The following is a 16,635-nucleotide window of genomic DNA, read 5'->3' as shown; positions in this document are numbered from 1 at the left end:
ATGAGCACCACAGACCTCAGCTTTGTCCGCACCAAAATCGTCGATCCTCTGCCGCCTCCAAGGAGGATGACCGGGGTCGGTGCCTGGATGCGCACCAATCTTTTTTCCACTCCGGGCAATTCAATCCTGACCATCATCGGTCTTGCCGTGATCGTCTGGACTCTGTTCCCCATCTGGAATTTTCTTGTCGCCGATGCGGTGTTCACCGATCCTGAAGGGTTGCGGGGCGAGGCGTGTCGTTTTGAAGGGGTCGGAGCTTGCTGGATCTTCATCCAGGCGCGTTTCAACTTCTTCATCTATGGTTTTTATCCGCCGGATGAAATCTGGCGCATAAATTTGATGTTCATCATCGGGATCATCCTTTTGATCCCCTTGCTTGCCCCGCGCATGCCATTCGTGCGCACTGCCGCCATCCTGTTCTTTGGCGTCTATCCGTTCGTCGCCTACTTCCTGATGTATGGCGGCATATTTGGGCTGGAAGTCGTTCCCACACGCCAGTGGGGCGGGTTGACGCTGACGCTGATCATTTCGCTGATCGGCATCATTGTATCGATGCCCCTGGGCATTTTGCTCGCGCTTGGCCGGCAGTCAAAACTACCGGTAATCAAAGGGTTCTGTGTCGCCTTCATTGAGCTCTGGCGCGCCGTACCCCTTATCACGGTGCTGTTCATGGCTTCTGTCATGTTCCCGCTATTTATGCCTCAGGGCACAAATCCCGACGTGCTGCTGCGCGCCATCATCGGCATTGTGCTGTTTGAATCGGCATACATGGCTGAAGTGGTGCGTGGCGGCTTGCAGGCAATTCCTGGCGGGCAGCGAGAAGCGGCCTATGCATTGGGCCTCAACAAGCTCAAGACTACGGCGTTGATTATCCTGCCCCAGGCCCTCAAGCACGTGATCCCGGGCATCGTGAATACCTTTATTGCCCTGTTCAAGGACACCACCCTGGTCTCGATCATCGGCATTTTCGAGCTGCTCAACACCGTTCGGGCCGCTGGCTCGGATATCGCCTGGCAGTTCCCCAGCGATGCGGTGACCGGCTACGTGTTCGCGGGTTTCGTGTTCTGGATATTCTGTTTCGGAATGTCCCGTTATTCGATCTACATGGAAGGCCGGCTCCATACCGGTCACAGGAGATAGGCTATGACCGCAAGCATGGAGGCCACCTCGGCCGATCCGAAAAAAATGACGGTCTCGGATACCGATGTGGCCGTCGAAATCCGCAATATGAACAAGTGGTACGGCGATTTCCACGTGCTGCGCGACATCGACCTCAAGGTCATGCGCGGCGAACGCATCGTCATCGCCGGCCCCTCAGGGTCCGGCAAGTCCACGTTGATCCGGTGCATCAACCGTCTGGAAGAACACCAGCAGGGCGACATCATCGTTGACGGGATCGAACTCACCGGTGATCTCAAGCGGATCGACGAGGTTCGCCGCGAAGTCGGCATGGTGTTCCAGCACTTCAATCTCTTCCCGCATTTGACGGTGCTGCAGAACCTTACTTTGGCGCCCATTTGGGTGCGCGGCACGCCGAAGGCCGAAGCAGAAGCACAGGCGATGAAATATCTCGAGCGCGTCAAGATACCCGAACAGGCCAATAAGTTCCCCGGTCAGCTTTCAGGCGGTCAGCAGCAGCGGGTGGCGATCGCGCGCTCGCTGTGCATGAATCCCAAGATCATGCTGTTTGACGAGCCCACTTCGGCGCTCGATCCGGAGATGATCAAGGAAGTGCTCGAAGTCATGGTGCAGCTTGCCGAGGATGGCATGACCATGGTCTGCGTCACCCACGAAATGGGTTTCGCGCGTCAGGTCGCCAACCGGGTAATCTTCATGGATCAGGGGCAGATCATCGAGCAGAACGAGCCGGAGGCATTCTTCTCCAATCCCCAGCACGAACGCACAAAACTCTTCCTGAGCCAGATCTTGCATTGATATCCGCAGACAGGGCGATCGAATGAGATCAGGGCCGCGCCGTTGAGCGCGGCCTTTGCCGTTGAAAATAAAATTTGCGGAAAAATCGAATTGTCGGGGGAAACGCCGCTCGTGCCTTGACCCGTCTTGGCCTCGTGCCAATATTGCCCGACAATTCCACAGGAGCGGGTGCGCCCGCATTGAAATTGCATTTATTTTCGCGGCTTTTGCGGATTTCCGCCAGCGTGACCTTGTTGGGTGCGTTGCTGTTGAGCGCCCAAGGCGCTGGCTCGGCGCAGGAGGCTGAACCGCAAGCCGGCGAACCGTTCACCATATCGATGCTCGAAACGGTGCGCGCGCGCGGCTATGTCATCTGTGCGGCAACCAGTCCCTTGCCCGGCTTTGCGCAGGTCAGTCCTGAAGGGCTGTGGTCCGGGTTCGATATCGATATGTGCCGGGCCGTGGCAGCCGCCGTGTTCGGTGATCCTTCGCGTGTCGAATTTCGCCCACTCTCCGGTCAAAGCCGCTTTGCTCATCTGGCGATGGGCGAGGTCGATCTCGTTGTCCGAAATGCGCCCTGGACGATGTCGCGTGACACGCTATACGGCGCCACCTATGTCGCAACCTCGTTTTTCGACGGGCAGGCTTTTATGGTTCCCGATCGCCTGGGCGTGGTTTCGGCCTATGAACTTGAAGACGTCACCATCTGCGTGGCCGCCAACTCCGAGGCCGAGCAGCGGCTGGATGATTTTTTCTTTTCCAACCAGCTCTCTTATGACGTGCTGCTCTACGAAGACCGCGACGATCTGGCAGTCTCCTACAGAGCAGGGGAGTGCGATGCCATCACCGGCTCGGCCAGTTGGCTGCAGGCCATACGCCGTACCATGCCCGAACCTGGCGCCAATGCGATCCTTCCCGAGCGGTTGAGCAAGGAGGCATATGGTCCTGTCGTGCGCAGCGACGATGTGCAGTGGGCGGCGATCGTCCGTCGCACGCTTTACGCCCTCATCAACGCTGAGGAATACGGCGTCACTTCGGTCAATATCGAATCCATGATGTCGGCTCGCACACCGGCAATCAGGCGCCTTCTCGGTGTTGAGGATGACGTCGGCAGCGATTTGGGGCTGCGCGCAACCTGGATGCGCGACGTTATCCGCAGTGTTGGCAATTATGGCGAAATCTACTCGCGGCATTTCGGCGCTGCGGCCGGGGGCCAGTTGCTGCGCGGCCAGAACGCTTTGTGGCTCAATGGTGGGCTCATGTACGCCCCGCCGGTCTATTGATCCGCTATAAAATCGGCGAAAACAGCCTCGCGCCCTGACAGAGCAACCGAAACGGATAGCTGCGACGTCTCAGATTGCGCTCCGTCGTCAGATACGAACCCTCAAAATCGGTCTCGAGCATGGCCGCGATGTTTGCAATCATGTCGCTGTCCGTAAACCACAACGTCGCCTCAAAATTGATGTTGAAGGACCGATAGTCGAAATTGACGGTGCCGATGCCGGCAATCTGGTCGTCACACAAGATGACTTTCTGGTGCAGAAACCCCTTGTCGTAGCGATGCACCTTGATGCCGTGCATCACCATCTGGTCCGCATGGGCGTAGCTCGCCAGCCACACGAGGAGGTGGTCGGGCTTGCGCGGCAGGAGGATGCGCACGTCAACACCGCGCAGTGATGCGGCATAAAGCGCTGTCTGAACTTCGATACCCGGCACGAAATAGGGACTGACGATCCATAGCCGTTCACGGGCGCGGGAAATTACCTCGGTAAAGGCGATGGCACAGTCTTCGAGTTTATCGGCGGGCCCGGTCGGCATCACGAGGATCGGCTGATTGCCCGGCGTTGGTATGGTGCTGGGATAGCGCGCGGGCAGTTCTTCCCCTGTCGCCCAAAGCCAGTCTTCCCGAAACATCAGCGCGCAAGCCAGCGCGGCTGGCCCGGTCACGTGAACATGGGTATCGCGCCAACGCCCCAGTTTGGTGTTCTTGCCCAGATATTCGTCGCCGATATTGTGTCCGCCAACCCAGGATTCGATCCCGTCCACCACAACGTTCTTACGGTGATTGCGGTAGTTGATGCGCGTCAGTCCATAGAGTCGCAGGAACGTGTGGCGATGATTGAAGCCAAAAATGCGCACCCCATGGTCCTCGAGCCGCTTTTTATATCTGCGGGGAAGTCCGCTGCTGCCCGCGTCGTCATAGAGCACATAGACCTGCACCCCTGCATCGGCCCGCTCGATCAGCGCGTCGGCAAACCGCCTGCCCAGATCATCATCGCGGATGATGTAGAATTGGACGAGAATGTAATCCTGCGCCCGCGAGATGCCGTCTATGATCGAAGCGAACGTGTCTTCTCCGTCGATCAGGAGCGAGGCTGAATTGCCATAAAGGAATGGGAGTTCGGCGACCTTGCGCAACACTGGCCATTCATCGCTCGTCTCCTTGTCCACAATCCGTAGATCTTCGGACCGTGCCAGGCGCCAGCTGCGCCCGGAATGGATCTGCGATTCCGCATAGTCATCGAACAGCTTCCAGCCGAACAGCAGATAGATGAGCGTGGTCGGAAAGGGAAGGATCAACAGGGACAACAGCCAGGCGATGGTGCCTTGCGAGGTCCGTGAGTTCATGATCTCGCGCACCGCGCAAACGAACGCCAAGGCGTAATTGGCCAGATAGAGCGTGGCCAGGAAACTGAAATTGTCCGCTATCGCCCTGACCAGATCCACGCAAACTTCGCCTAGCTATCGGCCTCCAGCACCGAATTGATGTCCACCGTGGGCCCGGCTTCCAGCCAATCTGGCACCGGCAGTTCCTTGGAGCGCAAGAAGGCCGGGTTGAACAGTTTTGACTGATAGCGGTTGCCATAGTCACACAGCACCGTAACAATGGTTTTGCCCGGCCCAAGTTCCCGGGCCATTCTCACAGCGCCTGCAATATTGATTGCAGACGAACCGCCAAGGCACAATCCCTCCTCAGCGATGAGATCGAAGATGTAGGGCAACGCCTCGCTGTCGGGGATCTGGTAGGCGTGATCGACGCTGAGGCCCTCAAGGTTTGCCGTAATGCGGCCCTGTCCGATCCCCTCGGTAATCGAGCCGCCCGACGATTTGAGCTCTCCGCTCGTATAATAGCTGTAGAGCGCAGCCCCTTCCGGGTCAGCCAGACCGATCTGGATATCCTTGTTGCGCTCCTTGAGCGCCATTGCCACCCCGCCCAGAGTGCCACCCGAGCCGACGGCGCAGATAAAGCCGTCCACCTTGCCGTCGGTCTGGCTAAAGATTTCCGGTCCCGTGGTCTCTATATGGGCCTGCCGGTTGGCGATGTTGTCGAACTGGTTGGCCCAGATCGCGCCATTGGGCAGTTCCGAAGCCAGCTTTTCGGCCAGCCGTCCGGAAACCTTCACGTAATTGTTGGGGTTCCTGTAGGGCTTCGCGGGCACCTCGAGCAGCTCTGCTCCGGCCAGCCGGATCGCGTCCTTTTTTTCCTGACTTTGAGTTTCGGGGATGACAATGACCGTCTTGAACCCCATCGCGTTGCCAACCAGCGCCAGTCCGATCCCGGTATTGCCCGCAGTGCCCTCGACGATCGTCCCGCCAGGGCCAATTGCCCCCCGAGCTACGGCATCATTGATGATATAGAGCGCCGCCCGGTCCTTGACCGACTGCCCCGGATTGAGGAACTCGGCCTTTCCCCAGATCTCGCATCCGGTCGCTTCGGAAACGGCGTTAAGGCGGATCAGCGGGGTGTTCCCGATGGCGGACGGCATATCGATATAACGGGTCATGATGGGGCAACAGCTTTTGAATGTGGATTCAAATGTTAGTGGTCCCGCCATTTCCGAACAAGGTCACATGGCGTTGATCGGTCGGGCTTTTTCAGTTCGATGCCGTTTTGCGCAATCCTCTGCCACAGCAAGCGCCAACGCCGCAAACCTGTTGCGTTATCGCTTGAGCGTTTCGAGCGCCCGCTCCCGACTGGTCGACAAATCCACGATCGGTATTGGATAAGTTATTCCCAATTTAAGCTCTGCCTTATCCAGTGTTTCGACATCGGCCATCCACGGCTTGTGCACCCATTTGTCAGGCAAGTTCCTGAGTTCTGGCACCCACTCTCGCACGTAGTCTCCGCGGGAATCGAACTTTTCCCCCTGCGTTATCGGGTTGAATATCCGGAAATAGGGCGCCGCATCCGCGCCGCTCCCAGCCACCCATTGCCAGCTCGCCGGATTGTTGGCGGGGTCTGCATCCACCAGCGTGTCCCAGAACCATTGCTCGCCCTTGCGCCAGTCGGTCAGCAGGTTCTTGGTCAGAAGCGATGCCGTGAGCATGCGCACCCTGTTGTGCATCCAGCCTGTCCGCCAAAGCTGCCGCATCCCCGCGTCGACGATCGGAATGCCCGTTTGCCCCTTCTGCCAGGCATGCAGCGCCTTTGCGTCAGATCGCCATTCGATTTCATCGAAACGCTCCTGCATTGAATGGCGGGCAATATCCCCCCGGTGATAGAGCAGGTGATAGGAAAACTCCCGCCACGCCAACTCGGACAGGAACTTGTCGCCGGCGTTCGCCATCGACGGGTTCGAAGCGATCAGATGCCGTACCGCAAACCAGATCTGGCGTGGTCCGATTTCCCCGAACCGCAAATGCGGCGACATTTCTGATGTCGCGCGCTTGCGCGGCAGGTCGCGATCATTGGGGTAGTCAGCCAGCAGATCATCTAGAAAACCGGACAAAACACGCTTTGCCGCTTCTTCCCCAACCGCCCAACGCTCCAATATCCCGTTTGCCCAAAATGGCGGCTTTCCGAAATCGAGGGCAGGGGGTTTGATCTCTGAATGCCTTTCGGCCCGCCCGATCGGATCGGCGATGAGCTTGTCCCTTAGCGCCTTCCAGAACGGGGTGAAAACGCCATAGGGCGTGCCCTGTTTCGTGGCGATATCCCAGGGCTCGACAAGCAGCGCGGCATTGAAACTCTCTACCGCGATACCATCCGCCTTCAGGCCCTTCTTGAGTGACGCATCATGGGCGCGACCCGCCGGGTCGTACCGCCGGTTCCAATACACCCGCTCAGCCTTCATCTCCCGGATCATTTCGGGAATAACCGTCTTGCTCTGGCCTTCGCGATAGGAAAGCCGCACGCCGCGTTCGGCCAGCGCGTCATTGAGGGCCTTGAGGCTTTCATGCAGCCAAACCTTTGCCGCCCCGCCCAGCGGACGTAACGCACGATCTGTCTCAAGCACATAGACAGCGTGGATCGGTTCCTCGTTCTTGAGCGCCGCAGCCAGGGCGGGATTGTCTGCGATGCGCAAGTCGTTTCTGAGCCAAACCAATGTGGAACTGGCCATGAAAAAAACTTTCTTTTTCGTCGGAGAGGTAAGTCGAAAAATGCGCCGGTCCGGCTCATTTGGAATAAACGCACCATTCTCGCTTCATACGGGCAAACCGGACGTTCAGATCAACCAGCCATGCGTCTGGCGCAGTTGTCCGGGCCGTCCTGCTGGAATATGTCTGCCCCCGAAAACGTTCCGAACCGCTGGAATAAACTCATGTCCCTGTCGCCGTCCTCTCTCTCCCATCTTGCCCGTTTGGAGGCTGAGAGCATTGAGATTTTCCGGGAGGTTGCGGCGAGTTTTGAGCGTCCTGTTATGATGTATTCGATCGGCAAGGATTCGTCGGTTTTGCTGCATCTGGCGCGCAAGGCGTTTTATCCCTCAAAGATCCCGTTTCCGCTTTTGCACATCGATACGACCTGGAAGTTCGCCGAGATGATCGCGTTTCGCGACCGGATGGCCGAACAGTACGGGTTCGAGTTGCGGGTGCACACCAACCCCGATGGGGTTGCGGCGGGGATGAACCCGTTCGATCACGGCTCGGCGCGCTACACCGACATCATGAAGACCCAGGCGCTGCGCCAGGCGCTGGGCGCCGGCCAGTACGATGCGGCGATCGGCGGGGCGCGGCGCGACGAGGAAAAGAGCCGCGCCAAGGAGCGGATTTTCTCGCACCGCAACGCGTCCCACGCCTGGGATCCCAAGAACCAGCGGCCCGAGCTGTGGCGGGTGTTCAACACGCGGCTCAATCCGGGCGAATCGATGCGGGTGTTCCCAATCTCGAACTGGACCGAGCTCGATGTGTGGACCTATATCTATGCCGAAAACATCGAGTTGCCCGAGCTCTATTTTGCCAAAAAGCGCCCTGTGGTCGAGCGCTCGGGCACGCTGATCATGGTCGATGACGACCGCATGCCGCTCGATCCGGGCGAGACGCCCAGGGAGATGATGGTGCGGTTCAGGACACTGGGCTGCTATCCGCTGACCGGGGCGATCCAGTCCTCGGCGGCAACCCTTCCCGAGATCATCATGGAAATGCAGGCATCGCGGACCTCCGAGCGCGAGGGCCGTCTGATCGACAGCGATTCCGTCGGCTCGATGGAGAAGAAAAAGCAGGAAGGGTATTTCTGATGGAGCGTTCGCAGCAAAAGCATGTCCTCGGGCCCCGACCCGACGGATGGGAACCGGTTTTGCGGTTCGCGAACGCGACCAGGGGAGAAAGATAATGTCCACTTTGACCGCAGCATCGCTTCCCACTGCCGACACCGATATCGGGCTGTGGCTTTCCCAGCAGACCAACAAGTCGCTGCTGCGCTTTCTGACCTGCGGCTCGGTCGATGACGGCAAATCGACACTGATCGGGCGGCTGCTCTATGACAGCCAGCTGATCCTCGACGATCAGTTGGCAACGCTCAAGAACGACAGCCGCAACCGCCATGTGGGCGATGAGGGTATCGATTTCTCGCTGCTGGTCGACGGTCTGGTCGCCGAGCGCGAGCAGGGCATCACCATCGACGTGGCGTATCGGTTCTTTTCCACCGAGAAGCGCAAATTCATCGTCGCCGATACGCCGGGCCACGAGCAATACACACGCAACATGGCGACCGGCGCGTCCAACGCCGATCTGGCGCTGCTTTTGGTCGATGCGCGCAAGGGTCTGTTGACCCAGACCCGCCGCCACAGCTTCATTTTGTCCCTGATCGGGGTCAAGCACGTGGTGCTGGTCATCAACAAGATCGACCTGATGGATTATTCGCAAGAGGTGTTCGACAAAATCGTTGCCGATTACACGGCCTTTGCCAAGGATCTCGGCTTTGCTTCGCTGGCGGCCGTGCCGATCTCGGCGCTGCGCGGCGACAACATCGTCAAGAACTCCGAGCGCACCCCCTGGTACACGGGCACGCCGCTCTTGCCCTATCTCGAAGAGATCGTCGTCGACGAGGACAAGAGCAAAACCCCGTTCCGCTTTCCGGTGCAATGGGTCAACCGCCCCGATCTCGACTTCCGCGGCTTTTCGGGCACCATTGCCGGCGGCACCGTCTCGGTGGGCGACGAGGTGCTGGTTGCCGCTTCACGCAAGCCGGCCAGGATCGCCCGCATCGTCACGATGGATGGCGATCTGCAAAGCGCCATTGCCGGACAGGCGGTCACCCTTGTGCTCGACCGCGAGATCGACATCTCGCGCGGCGACATGCTCACCCATCCCGGCCATACCCCCGACTATTCCAACCAGTTCCAGGCCGAAATCGTCTGGATGGCCGACGAGCCCGCCTATCCCGGCCGCTCCTATCTTTTAAAGATCGGCAGCCAGCTGGTGCCCGCCACCCTCACCGATCTCAAGCACAAGACCAACGTCAACACGCTGGAAAAATCGGCCGCCAAGCGGCTCGAGCTCAACGAGGTTGGCACCCTCACCCTGGCCACCGACAAGCCGATCGCCTTTGACCCTTACGAGACCAACGGGCTGACCGGCGGCTTCATCCTGATCGACCGGATCAACAATCTCACCCTTGGCGCCGGCACCATCAGCTACGGCCTGCAGCGGGGCAAGAACCTCACCTACCAGGCGTTTGACGTCAATCGCGAGGTCCGGGCCCGCCAGAAGGGCCAGACCCCGCAGATCGTGTGGTTCACCGGCCTGTCGGGCTCGGGCAAGTCCACGGTCGCCAACCTGCTTGAAAAGCGCCTGACCGCCGAGGGCCGTCACGTCTATATTCTCGATGGCGACAACATCCGGCACGGGCTCAACAAGGATCTGGGCTTTACCGACGCCGCCCGCGTTGAAAACATCCGCCGCGTTGCCGAAGTGGCCAGGCTGATGGCCGATGCCGGGCTGATCGTTCTGGTCTCGTTCATCTCCCCGTTCCGCAACGAGCGTCGCCTGGCCCGCGAAGTGGCCGGCGACATCGCGTTTATCGAAGCCTATGTCGACACCCCCCTCGACATCTGCGAGGCCCGCGACCCCAAGGGCCTCTACGCCAAAGCCCGCGCCGGACAGATCACCAACTTCACAGGCATCGACAGCCCCTTCGAACCCCCAGAACGCGCCGACATAACCCTCAATGGCGCAACAAAAACACCAGAACAAATGACCGACGAAATCTATAAAAGGCTGGGTATCTGACGCCGCTGTCAGGCCTCAGCCCGGCCAAACCCAATACCCTGCCACCCCGGCCTTGATCCCGGGTCTTCGCCCGGGATGACGTCTGGGGACGGCCGGATCAGCCTACCCGAACAGGTCGAGCGTCAGTTCCGGCTCGACAGAAGGCTTGGGCTTCGGTCGTGCTCTTGGTTTGATCGGCGGCTGTTCAACGCTCTCAACCATCGCCGGCTTTGCAGCCTCGGCAACCGGCACCAGCGGCGCCACCCAGTCCCGCAACGGTTCAAGCCCATTGGGAACCAGGCAATAAAGCCGCCGCTGCCGATCGGCCCGCACTGTCGCGACGCCCGCATCGCGCAGCACTTTCAGATGCTGGGAAATCGCCGGCTGCGTCATACCGGGAAACGCGGCGACAAAAGCACCGGCCGGCAATTCGCCGCCAACGAGCATATCGATCATCCGGCGCCGCGTGGGATCGGCAACTACAGCGAAAATGTCCATAAGCGCCGATTTATACACTCCGGCTCCGAGAGCAAGGCCGCCCAGCCTTCTAGGCTTTCAAGCCTGTGGAAATCTACTCCAGCAACTCGGCAAGCTCGTTCAGCGCCTCATGCCAGGCTTCAATGGAAAAAATCCGCGACTCGGCGTCGGCGTGCGCCTCGGCGATTTCGACGATGGTGATTTCCGTGCGCGCATCATCGACCGGCGCAAACGTTACGATCAGCGTACTGTCGTGCTGAGCGTCCTCGCCCTCCATGTGCCAGAGTTCGACCAGCTTGCGATCCTGCTCATAGCTGGCCACGGTGCCGCTAATGACGTGACTGACGCCGGGCTCGTCGGCATCTGACGTCTCGAAGCGGAATTTTCCGCCCTCGAACGGCTCGAATTCGACGATCTCGGCCTGCCATTGTTCAAGCAGGGCAGGATCGGTCCACGCAGCGAACAATTCGTCGGCGGGCGCATCGATGGTGCGTGAAAGGGTGATGGAATGGTCGGCCTGATCGGTCATGTCAGTCTCCCGTGTTGGGCAGCAATGCCGTCAAAAGTCCCACCAGCGGCAGGAAGGCGCAAAGCTGGAATACAAAAATGATGCTCGTTGCGTCGGCTACAACCCCGAGCACGGCGGCGCCGAGCGCCCCCATGCCGAAAGCAAATCCGAACATCAGGCCCGCGATCATGCCCACTCGGCCCGGCAGCAATTCCTGGGCGTAAACCAGAATGGCTGAGAACGCCGACGCCAGGATGAAGCCGATGATTGCTGTCAGAACGATCGAAAGCTCGAGCCCCACATAGGGCAGGGCCAGTGTGAAGGGAAGGGGCCCCAGGATCGAAACCCAGATCACCACCTTGCGTCCAACCCTGTCGCCAACCGGCCCGCCGATGAATGTGCCCGCCGCCGCGGCGCCAAGGAAAACGAAGAGATAGAGCTGCGCCGTCTCGGCTTCCAGCCCGAACTTTTCGATCAGGAAGAACGAATAGAAGCTGGTCATCGACGCCATATACACGTTCTTGCTCAGCACCAGCATGGCAAGAATGGCGAAGGCACTGATCATTCCGGCGCGGGAAAGATCATTGGCGCGCAACCTCACGGGCTGAGGTTTTGCCATCCGGTTCTGGCCCGCATACCACCGGCTGACTGCGAACAGCACAGCAATGGCCGTCAGCGCCACGATGGCGAACCAGGAGACGCTGCCCTGACCGCGCGGAATGATGATGAACGCCGCCAGCAACGGCCCCATCGCCGTCCCCACATTGCCGCCAACCTGAAACAGTGATTGGGCAAAACCCAGCCGCCCACCCGAGGCCATGCGTGCGACACGGGAGGATTCAGGATGAAAGATGGACGAGCCGACCCCGATCAATGCCGCTGCAACCAGCAGCATCGGAAAGCTCGAGGCCATCGAGAGAACAAGCAAGCCGCTCAGCGTCGAACACATGGCGAGCGGTAGCGAATACGGCTTTGGGTATTTGTCTGTGTAATATCCCACCAGCGGCTGCAAGAGCGACGCCGTAAGCTGGTTCACCAGCGTAATCAGTCCGATCTGGGTAAAATCGAGCGCATAGATTTCGCGCAGCAGCGGATACACCGCAGGCAGAAGCGCCTGCATCAGATCGTTGAGCATGTGCGAAAAGCTGATGGCGAACAAGATCCACAGGGACGTGGTCTGCCGTGCGGGCTGGTGCTCCGCGGTCGTGGCGGTCATGAGAAGTAATCCGGAAAGGCAGCGGCGTGGAATGCCCACGCCGCTCTTGTTTTCCGGAAAGCGTTACGTCCGGCCCGATTGTTCGTCAAGCGAGCCCGACGGCGGCCTACGGGTTGGAAGGATTTTCGCTCTTGAATTCCGCGGGCTCGACATGATCCGCCTGCTCTTCAAGCGGCGGATCATTGCGGGTCTTCCAGAGCGAATATGCCACGCCTGCCGCCAGGATCGATACCGTCACGATAAGCGACAGTAGCGTGTCGATGTGAATATGCAGCGGCACGAGGAAGATCTTGATGCCCACAAGGATGAGTACGATGGCCAGTGCCGCCTGGAGATACCTGAAGCGCGCCATGGCGGCTGAAAGGGCAAAGAACAGCGCCCGCAGACCGAGAACCGCAAAGACGTTCGAGGTATAGACGATGAACGGGTCCTGCGTGATCGCAAAGATGGCCGGCACCGAGTCGACGGCAAAGATCACATCGACAATTTCCACCATGAGCAGCGCAACGGCCAGTGGCGTCAGCCAGAGCACCAGCTTGCCGGACTTGGGATGGGGCTTTTCGACAAGGAACTTGTTGCCGTGAAACTGCGGCGTGATCCGGAAGTGCTTTCGCAGGAATTTCAGGATCTTGTTGTTCTCGATGTCATCGTCGTCCTCCACCTTGGTGAACATCTTCACGCCGGTGAAAATCAGGAAGCCGCCGAACAGGAACAGGATAGGCTCGAACGAGCGCACCAGCGCCACGCCGGCACCGATTAGGATGGCGCGGAACAGCAGCACACCGATAATGCCCCAGAACAGCACGCGGTGCTGATAGATTCGTGGTACGCCCAGAAACGCAAAGATCGTCGCGATGACGAAGATATTGTCCATCGCAAGGCTCTGCTCGATGATGTAGCCGGTGAAAAATTCCAGCCCGGCATCCGCGCCGCGCACCGCCCACACCCAGGCGCCGAACGCCATGGCGACGGCGACATAAAAGCCATAGAGAACAAAGCTCTCCTTGGCGCTGATCTCTTTTTGCTCCTTATGCAGGAAGCCGAGATCAAAGATCATGATCGCCACAACGATCACGATAAAGGCGACCCAGAACCACGCAGGCGTATCGAGGAACGGGGTCGACAAAAATGAAGCGAGATTTTCCATCGCCGGGACCTTCTCCATGTAACTAGTGGAGCAGTTCCGACATCACGTAGCGATCAAAGGCGCTACGCCAGAGGGGCCCGGCACTGCGCGGCGACATATACGCCCTTTTGTACAGGGATAAAAGGGGCGATGGCCGGTTTCTAAAGTCCGTGCTTTTCCAGAGTATCGATGTATTCGTCCATGACCGTTTCGCGGTCCCTTCCCGAATCCCAGCCTGCATCGATCTGCGCCTTGATGGCAGGGTCCAGTGCGTCCCACTTGGCTTCCCAATCCTCGGCATTCGCAATCCAGTATCCCACCAGCTCGTAGCGCTCGGCCGGAAATCCCAACTCCTTGCGCACGAATTTGCGGATGCCGCGCACCACCTTCTGCTCGCCCGCAACCCACACATAACCCGGAGTTGCAGGCAGGGGCACGCCACGCACGATTTCCTCGAGCCGGCTGGGCGCAACACCATTGCCGCAGCCATGCAGCCAGGTCACCGTCGCCGCCGCGTGATAGGGCAGGGTCTGCTCGTCTTCCTTTTGCGCTACTTCCACAAATACACGCGACTGAACGTGCTCGGGCGTCTGCTCGAGAATTCGCGATAGCGCCGGCAGCCCGGTTGCGTCGGCAACCAGCAATTGCCAAGCATAATCCCTGGGCGGGCTGCAAAGCCCGCGCGGCCGGTTGATCGTTATTCGATCGCCCGGCTCGGCCCTCTGTGCCCACTCGCTGGCCAGCCCGCCCTCATGCACCACGAAGTCGATGTCGATGGTGACCTCCTCTCCCTCCTGCGCGAAGCGCCGCACAGTGTAGGTCGAGCATTGCACGGCGTCCTGTCCGTCCGGATAGGTCCAGCGGCCATCTTCTGAAATATGGGGGAGATGGAGTTTGCCGGTCTTCTTGTTGGGAAAGAACAACCGCAGATATTCGTCGCCAATACCCGTCGTCCGGAAGGCCCTCAGGCCCTCACCGCCAAACGTCAGCCGCACCATGCCCGGCGTCAGCGCCTGCCGGCCCAACAGCGTGGCATCATAAAACATCTGGGTCATCGCGCTCTCCCGCCGGTGGACGTACCACGCCACGGGATAATTATCTTGATAACATCAGTCAAGAATTTAAGCACTAAAACAGCGCCGATGCTCGTGTCGACAACACGTGCCAACGCGACGGGGCTAAATTAAATGCGGAAGAAAAATGGCTCCCCGGGCCGGATATTTTACCCGGTCTTTGGCGTACCATATTGGCAACTCAATGTGACGTAAGCCCCCGCTAGGCAACAATTTTCTTGAACTTCGCATCCATAGTGATTACCTCTAACCCACACCCAATAGCGGGGAAAAAGAGGGAATTTGGGGATGGGGATCCATACTAGAAACGTCCTGACGGTTAAACAAATCGCGTCCAGCAAAGGCAAAAAGCTGCGCGATGGTGGCGGCCTGTGGCTGGTTACAAAAGGCACCGGTCGTTACTGGGCGCTGGATTACCGCATTGGCGGCAGGCGTCGCCAACTCGGCCTTGGTCCGCTGCACAGCGTCACGCTGGCTGAGGCCAGGGAAAAGGCTCAGGCTGCCCGAGAGATGGTGCGGCAGGGGGTTGATCCTATAGAGCACCGACATGGCGTTGAGGCCATAGAGACTGCAAGGGCGCAGGATGAGATAGTTACGTTCGGGAAATATGCCGACTCGTATATCGACGACGCTGTAAAATCCGGCCGGTGGCGTGGAAAGAAGACCGAGGCGCGATGGCGAAATCTGCTGGAAACCCATGCGGCACCGATACGCGGCAAGGCGTTGAGCGCGATTGGTGTGACCGAGGTTCTGACTGCGCTTCGACCGCTATGGGGTATCAAACAGGAGACCGCCGAAAAACTGCGAGAGGCGATCGAGCGCGTTCTCGACTCGGCGCGTGTCGAAGGCAAACGTGAAGGCGATAACCCGGCGCGTTGGAAAGGCAACCTAGAACACGTCTTACACAAACCGGATGCGCTGTCCCGCACCACTCACCACGCTGCGATGCCGCATGCTGATGTGCCCGTTTTCATGATCAAGCTGCAAAGCGTCGATGGGTTCGCCGCTCGTGCGCTCGAGTTTGCAATCCTCACTGCTGCACGCAGCGGCGAGGCGAGGGGGGCGACGTGGGCGGAAATTGACTTCGACAAGAAGATTTGGACCGTGCCCGCTGAGCGCATGAAATCGGGCAAGCCACATCGCGTTGCGCTATCGGACAAAGCGATCAAGTTACTGCGCGATATGCAGGACGTTCAAATCAATCATCTGATTTTCCCCGGCGCGAAATCAAAGCGCCCGCTGTCTGACGCCGCACTAGGCAAGGCGCTCAATAGCGCAGGTGGCGAGGCATATACGCCACACGGGTTCCGGTCGACGTTTCGGGACTGGGCAACCGACGTTGCACACGCCCCGCGTGAAATTGCCGAAGCTGCACTTTCCCATGCTGTGGGTGATTCCGTCGAGCGGGCTTACGCCCGTTCGGATGCGCTTGAACGGCGCCGCGAATTAATGGAGCAATGGGCAGACTTCTGTGGGGGTGAGAAGTGATGGCTAAACTACACAAACGCTTTGAATGGCGCGAAGTGGAAATTCGGGGAATGATCGCGGAAGGGCGAAAGCGTGACGCCATAACCGCTGTTGTTGAACTATTGAAAGCCGGTACCGCCTCGCCAGCAATTCAAGCAATCGCCGCCGAGTTGTTGAAGCCCGAGAAGCGAGGCAGGGGACGTCCAAACAGCTCGCCGGAACATTGGTACGATATCGCTATGGCGGTCCGTGAACGAGAAAGCGATGGGCTATCAGAGGAAGCTGCAATAGGTGAAGTTGCGGATAGGTATGGCTATAGCGACAAGCACGTTACGAATTGCCTCAAACACTACGAGGCGGGGGAGTTCCCTGACTAGTGTCAAGGAAAACAATTCGTATTTGTTTGCCTAAACAGCATGGCCAC

General features: G+C 59.0%; 15 protein-coding genes. 7 read left to right on the top strand and 8 right to left on the bottom strand.

Annotation, left to right across the window (positions count from 1 at the left end; translation table 11 throughout):
- The 3 genes from OF122_RS11400 (at window position 1) to OF122_RS11390 (ending at window position 3,197) form a co-directional block, all read left to right on the top strand.
- On the top strand, window positions 1–1,140 hold the full coding sequence (locus OF122_RS11400; protein WP_264224368.1) for an amino acid ABC transporter permease: 1,140 nt from the start codon (window positions 1–3) through the stop codon (window positions 1,138–1,140).
- A gap of 3 nt (window positions 1,141–1,143) precedes the next feature.
- On the top strand, window positions 1,144–1,935 hold the full coding sequence (locus OF122_RS11395) for an amino acid ABC transporter ATP-binding protein (RefSeq protein ID WP_319019361.1): 792 nt from the start codon (window positions 1,144–1,146) through the stop codon (window positions 1,933–1,935).
- A 179-nt stretch (window positions 1,936–2,114) separates the two neighbouring features.
- Complete coding sequence (locus OF122_RS11390; protein WP_264224367.1) at window positions 2,115–3,197, top strand: amino acid ABC transporter substrate-binding protein; 1,083 nt, start codon at window positions 2,115–2,117, stop codon at window positions 3,195–3,197.
- A 4-nt stretch (window positions 3,198–3,201) separates the two neighbouring features.
- Here the strand turns inward: OF122_RS11390 and cls are convergent, their stop codons facing one another.
- The 3 genes from cls to OF122_RS11375 form a co-directional block, all read right to left on the bottom strand.
- A complete protein-coding gene (gene cls, locus OF122_RS11385) occupies window positions 3,202–4,641 on the bottom strand; it encodes a cardiolipin synthase (protein ID WP_264224366.1) in 1,440 nt (479 codons plus the stop codon).
- A gap of 11 nt (window positions 4,642–4,652) precedes the next feature.
- Entirely contained in the window at window positions 4,653–5,699 is a 1,047-nt protein-coding gene (locus OF122_RS11380; RefSeq protein ID WP_264224365.1) for a cysteine synthase A, read from the bottom strand.
- A gap of 156 nt (window positions 5,700–5,855) precedes the next feature.
- Window positions 5,856–7,256 carry a cryptochrome/photolyase family protein gene (locus OF122_RS11375; protein ID WP_264224364.1) on the bottom strand — a complete coding sequence of 467 codons (1,401 nt, stop codon included), beginning with the start codon at window positions 7,254–7,256 and terminating at the stop codon, window positions 5,856–5,858.
- A 201-nt stretch (window positions 7,257–7,457) separates the two neighbouring features.
- Here OF122_RS11375 and cysD point away from each other — a divergent pair, with 201 nt between their 5' ends.
- Both cysD and cysN read left to right on the top strand, forming a co-directional pair.
- Complete coding sequence (gene cysD, locus OF122_RS11370) at window positions 7,458–8,372, top strand: sulfate adenylyltransferase subunit CysD (RefSeq protein ID WP_264224363.1); 915 nt, start codon at window positions 7,458–7,460, stop codon at window positions 8,370–8,372.
- A 94-nt stretch (window positions 8,373–8,466) separates the two neighbouring features.
- Window positions 8,467–10,365: a sulfate adenylyltransferase subunit CysN gene (gene cysN, locus OF122_RS11365; RefSeq protein ID WP_264224362.1), complete on the top strand. Its 1,899-nt coding sequence runs from the start codon at window positions 8,467–8,469 to the stop codon at window positions 10,363–10,365.
- Between the two features lie 102 nt (window positions 10,366–10,467).
- On the opposite strand, the gene OF122_RS11360 is transcribed toward cysN, so the two are convergent.
- The 5 genes from OF122_RS11360 to OF122_RS11340 all read right to left on the bottom strand — a co-directional run bounded on the left by OF122_RS11360 (window position 10,468) and on the right by OF122_RS11340 (window position 14,726).
- Window positions 10,468–10,860, bottom strand: a complete 393-nt coding sequence (locus OF122_RS11360; RefSeq protein WP_264224361.1) for an ArsR/SmtB family transcription factor — start codon at window positions 10,858–10,860, stop codon at window positions 10,468–10,470.
- Between the two features lie 55 nt (window positions 10,861–10,915).
- Entirely contained in the window at window positions 10,916–11,350 is a 435-nt protein-coding gene (locus OF122_RS11355) for an SRPBCC family protein (protein ID WP_264224360.1), read from the bottom strand.
- Window position 11,351: 1 nt separating this feature from the next.
- On the bottom strand, window positions 11,352–12,545 hold the full coding sequence (locus tag OF122_RS11350; RefSeq protein ID WP_264224359.1) for an MFS transporter: 1,194 nt from the start codon (window positions 12,543–12,545) through the stop codon (window positions 11,352–11,354).
- 106 nt (window positions 12,546–12,651) lie between these two features.
- On the bottom strand, window positions 12,652–13,692 hold the full coding sequence (locus OF122_RS11345) for a TerC family protein (protein WP_264224358.1): 1,041 nt from the start codon (window positions 13,690–13,692) through the stop codon (window positions 12,652–12,654).
- Between the two features lie 140 nt (window positions 13,693–13,832).
- Window positions 13,833–14,726, bottom strand: coding sequence for a siderophore-interacting protein (locus tag OF122_RS11340; RefSeq protein WP_264224357.1), 894 nt, complete (start codon window positions 14,724–14,726; stop codon window positions 13,833–13,835).
- Between the two features lie 306 nt (window positions 14,727–15,032).
- On the opposite strand from OF122_RS11340, the gene OF122_RS11335 reads away from it, so the two are divergent.
- Together OF122_RS11335 and OF122_RS11330 are read left to right on the top strand one after the other, a co-directional pair.
- Entirely contained in the window at window positions 15,033–16,232 is a 1,200-nt protein-coding gene (locus OF122_RS11335; protein ID WP_264224356.1) for a tyrosine-type recombinase/integrase, read from the top strand.
- Window positions 16,232–16,588: a hypothetical protein gene (locus OF122_RS11330; protein WP_264224355.1), complete on the top strand. Its 357-nt coding sequence runs from the start codon at window positions 16,232–16,234 to the stop codon at window positions 16,586–16,588. Before OF122_RS11335 ends, OF122_RS11330 begins: the two co-directional genes overlap by 1 nt.
- Window positions 16,589–16,635 lie beyond the last annotated feature (47 nt).

This window comes from Pelagibacterium flavum (genome assembly GCF_025854335.1).
In the GTDB taxonomy this organism is placed as follows: domain Bacteria; phylum Pseudomonadota; class Alphaproteobacteria; order Rhizobiales; family Devosiaceae; genus Pelagibacterium; species Pelagibacterium flavum.
This window is presented reverse-complemented; position numbering and strand designations above follow the sequence as displayed.

Excerpts from the sequence above, each read along its gene's own strand:
- OF122_RS11395 (WP_319019361.1), top strand. The coding sequence starts at position 1,144 with ATGACCGCAAGCATGGAGGCCACCTCGGCCGATCCGAAAAAAATGACG.
- OF122_RS11330 (WP_264224355.1), top strand. The coding sequence starts at position 16,232 with ATGGCTAAACTACACAAACGCTTTGAATGGCGCGAAGTGGAAATTCGG.
- OF122_RS11380 (WP_264224365.1), bottom strand. The coding sequence starts at position 5,699 with ATGACCCGTTATATCGATATGCCGTCCGCCATCGGGAACACCCCGCTG.
- OF122_RS11400 (WP_264224368.1), top strand. The coding sequence starts at position 1 with ATGAGCACCACAGACCTCAGCTTTGTCCGCACCAAAATCGTCGATCCT.
- OF122_RS11350 (WP_264224359.1), bottom strand. The coding sequence starts at position 12,545 with ATGACCGCCACGACCGCGGAGCACCAGCCCGCACGGCAGACCACGTCC.
- OF122_RS11355 (WP_264224360.1), bottom strand. The coding sequence starts at position 11,350 with ATGACCGATCAGGCCGACCATTCCATCACCCTTTCACGCACCATCGAT.
- OF122_RS11345 (WP_264224358.1), bottom strand. The coding sequence starts at position 13,692 with ATGGAAAATCTCGCTTCATTTTTGTCGACCCCGTTCCTCGATACGCCT.
- OF122_RS11375 (WP_264224364.1), bottom strand. The coding sequence starts at position 7,256 with ATGGCCAGTTCCACATTGGTTTGGCTCAGAAACGACTTGCGCATCGCA.
- cysD (WP_264224363.1), top strand. The coding sequence starts at position 7,458 with ATGTCCCTGTCGCCGTCCTCTCTCTCCCATCTTGCCCGTTTGGAGGCT.
- OF122_RS11335 (WP_264224356.1), top strand. The coding sequence starts at position 15,033 with ATGGGGATCCATACTAGAAACGTCCTGACGGTTAAACAAATCGCGTCC.
- OF122_RS11340 (WP_264224357.1), bottom strand. The coding sequence starts at position 14,726 with ATGACCCAGATGTTTTATGATGCCACGCTGTTGGGCCGGCAGGCGCTG.
- cysN (WP_264224362.1), top strand. The coding sequence starts at position 8,467 with ATGTCCACTTTGACCGCAGCATCGCTTCCCACTGCCGACACCGATATC.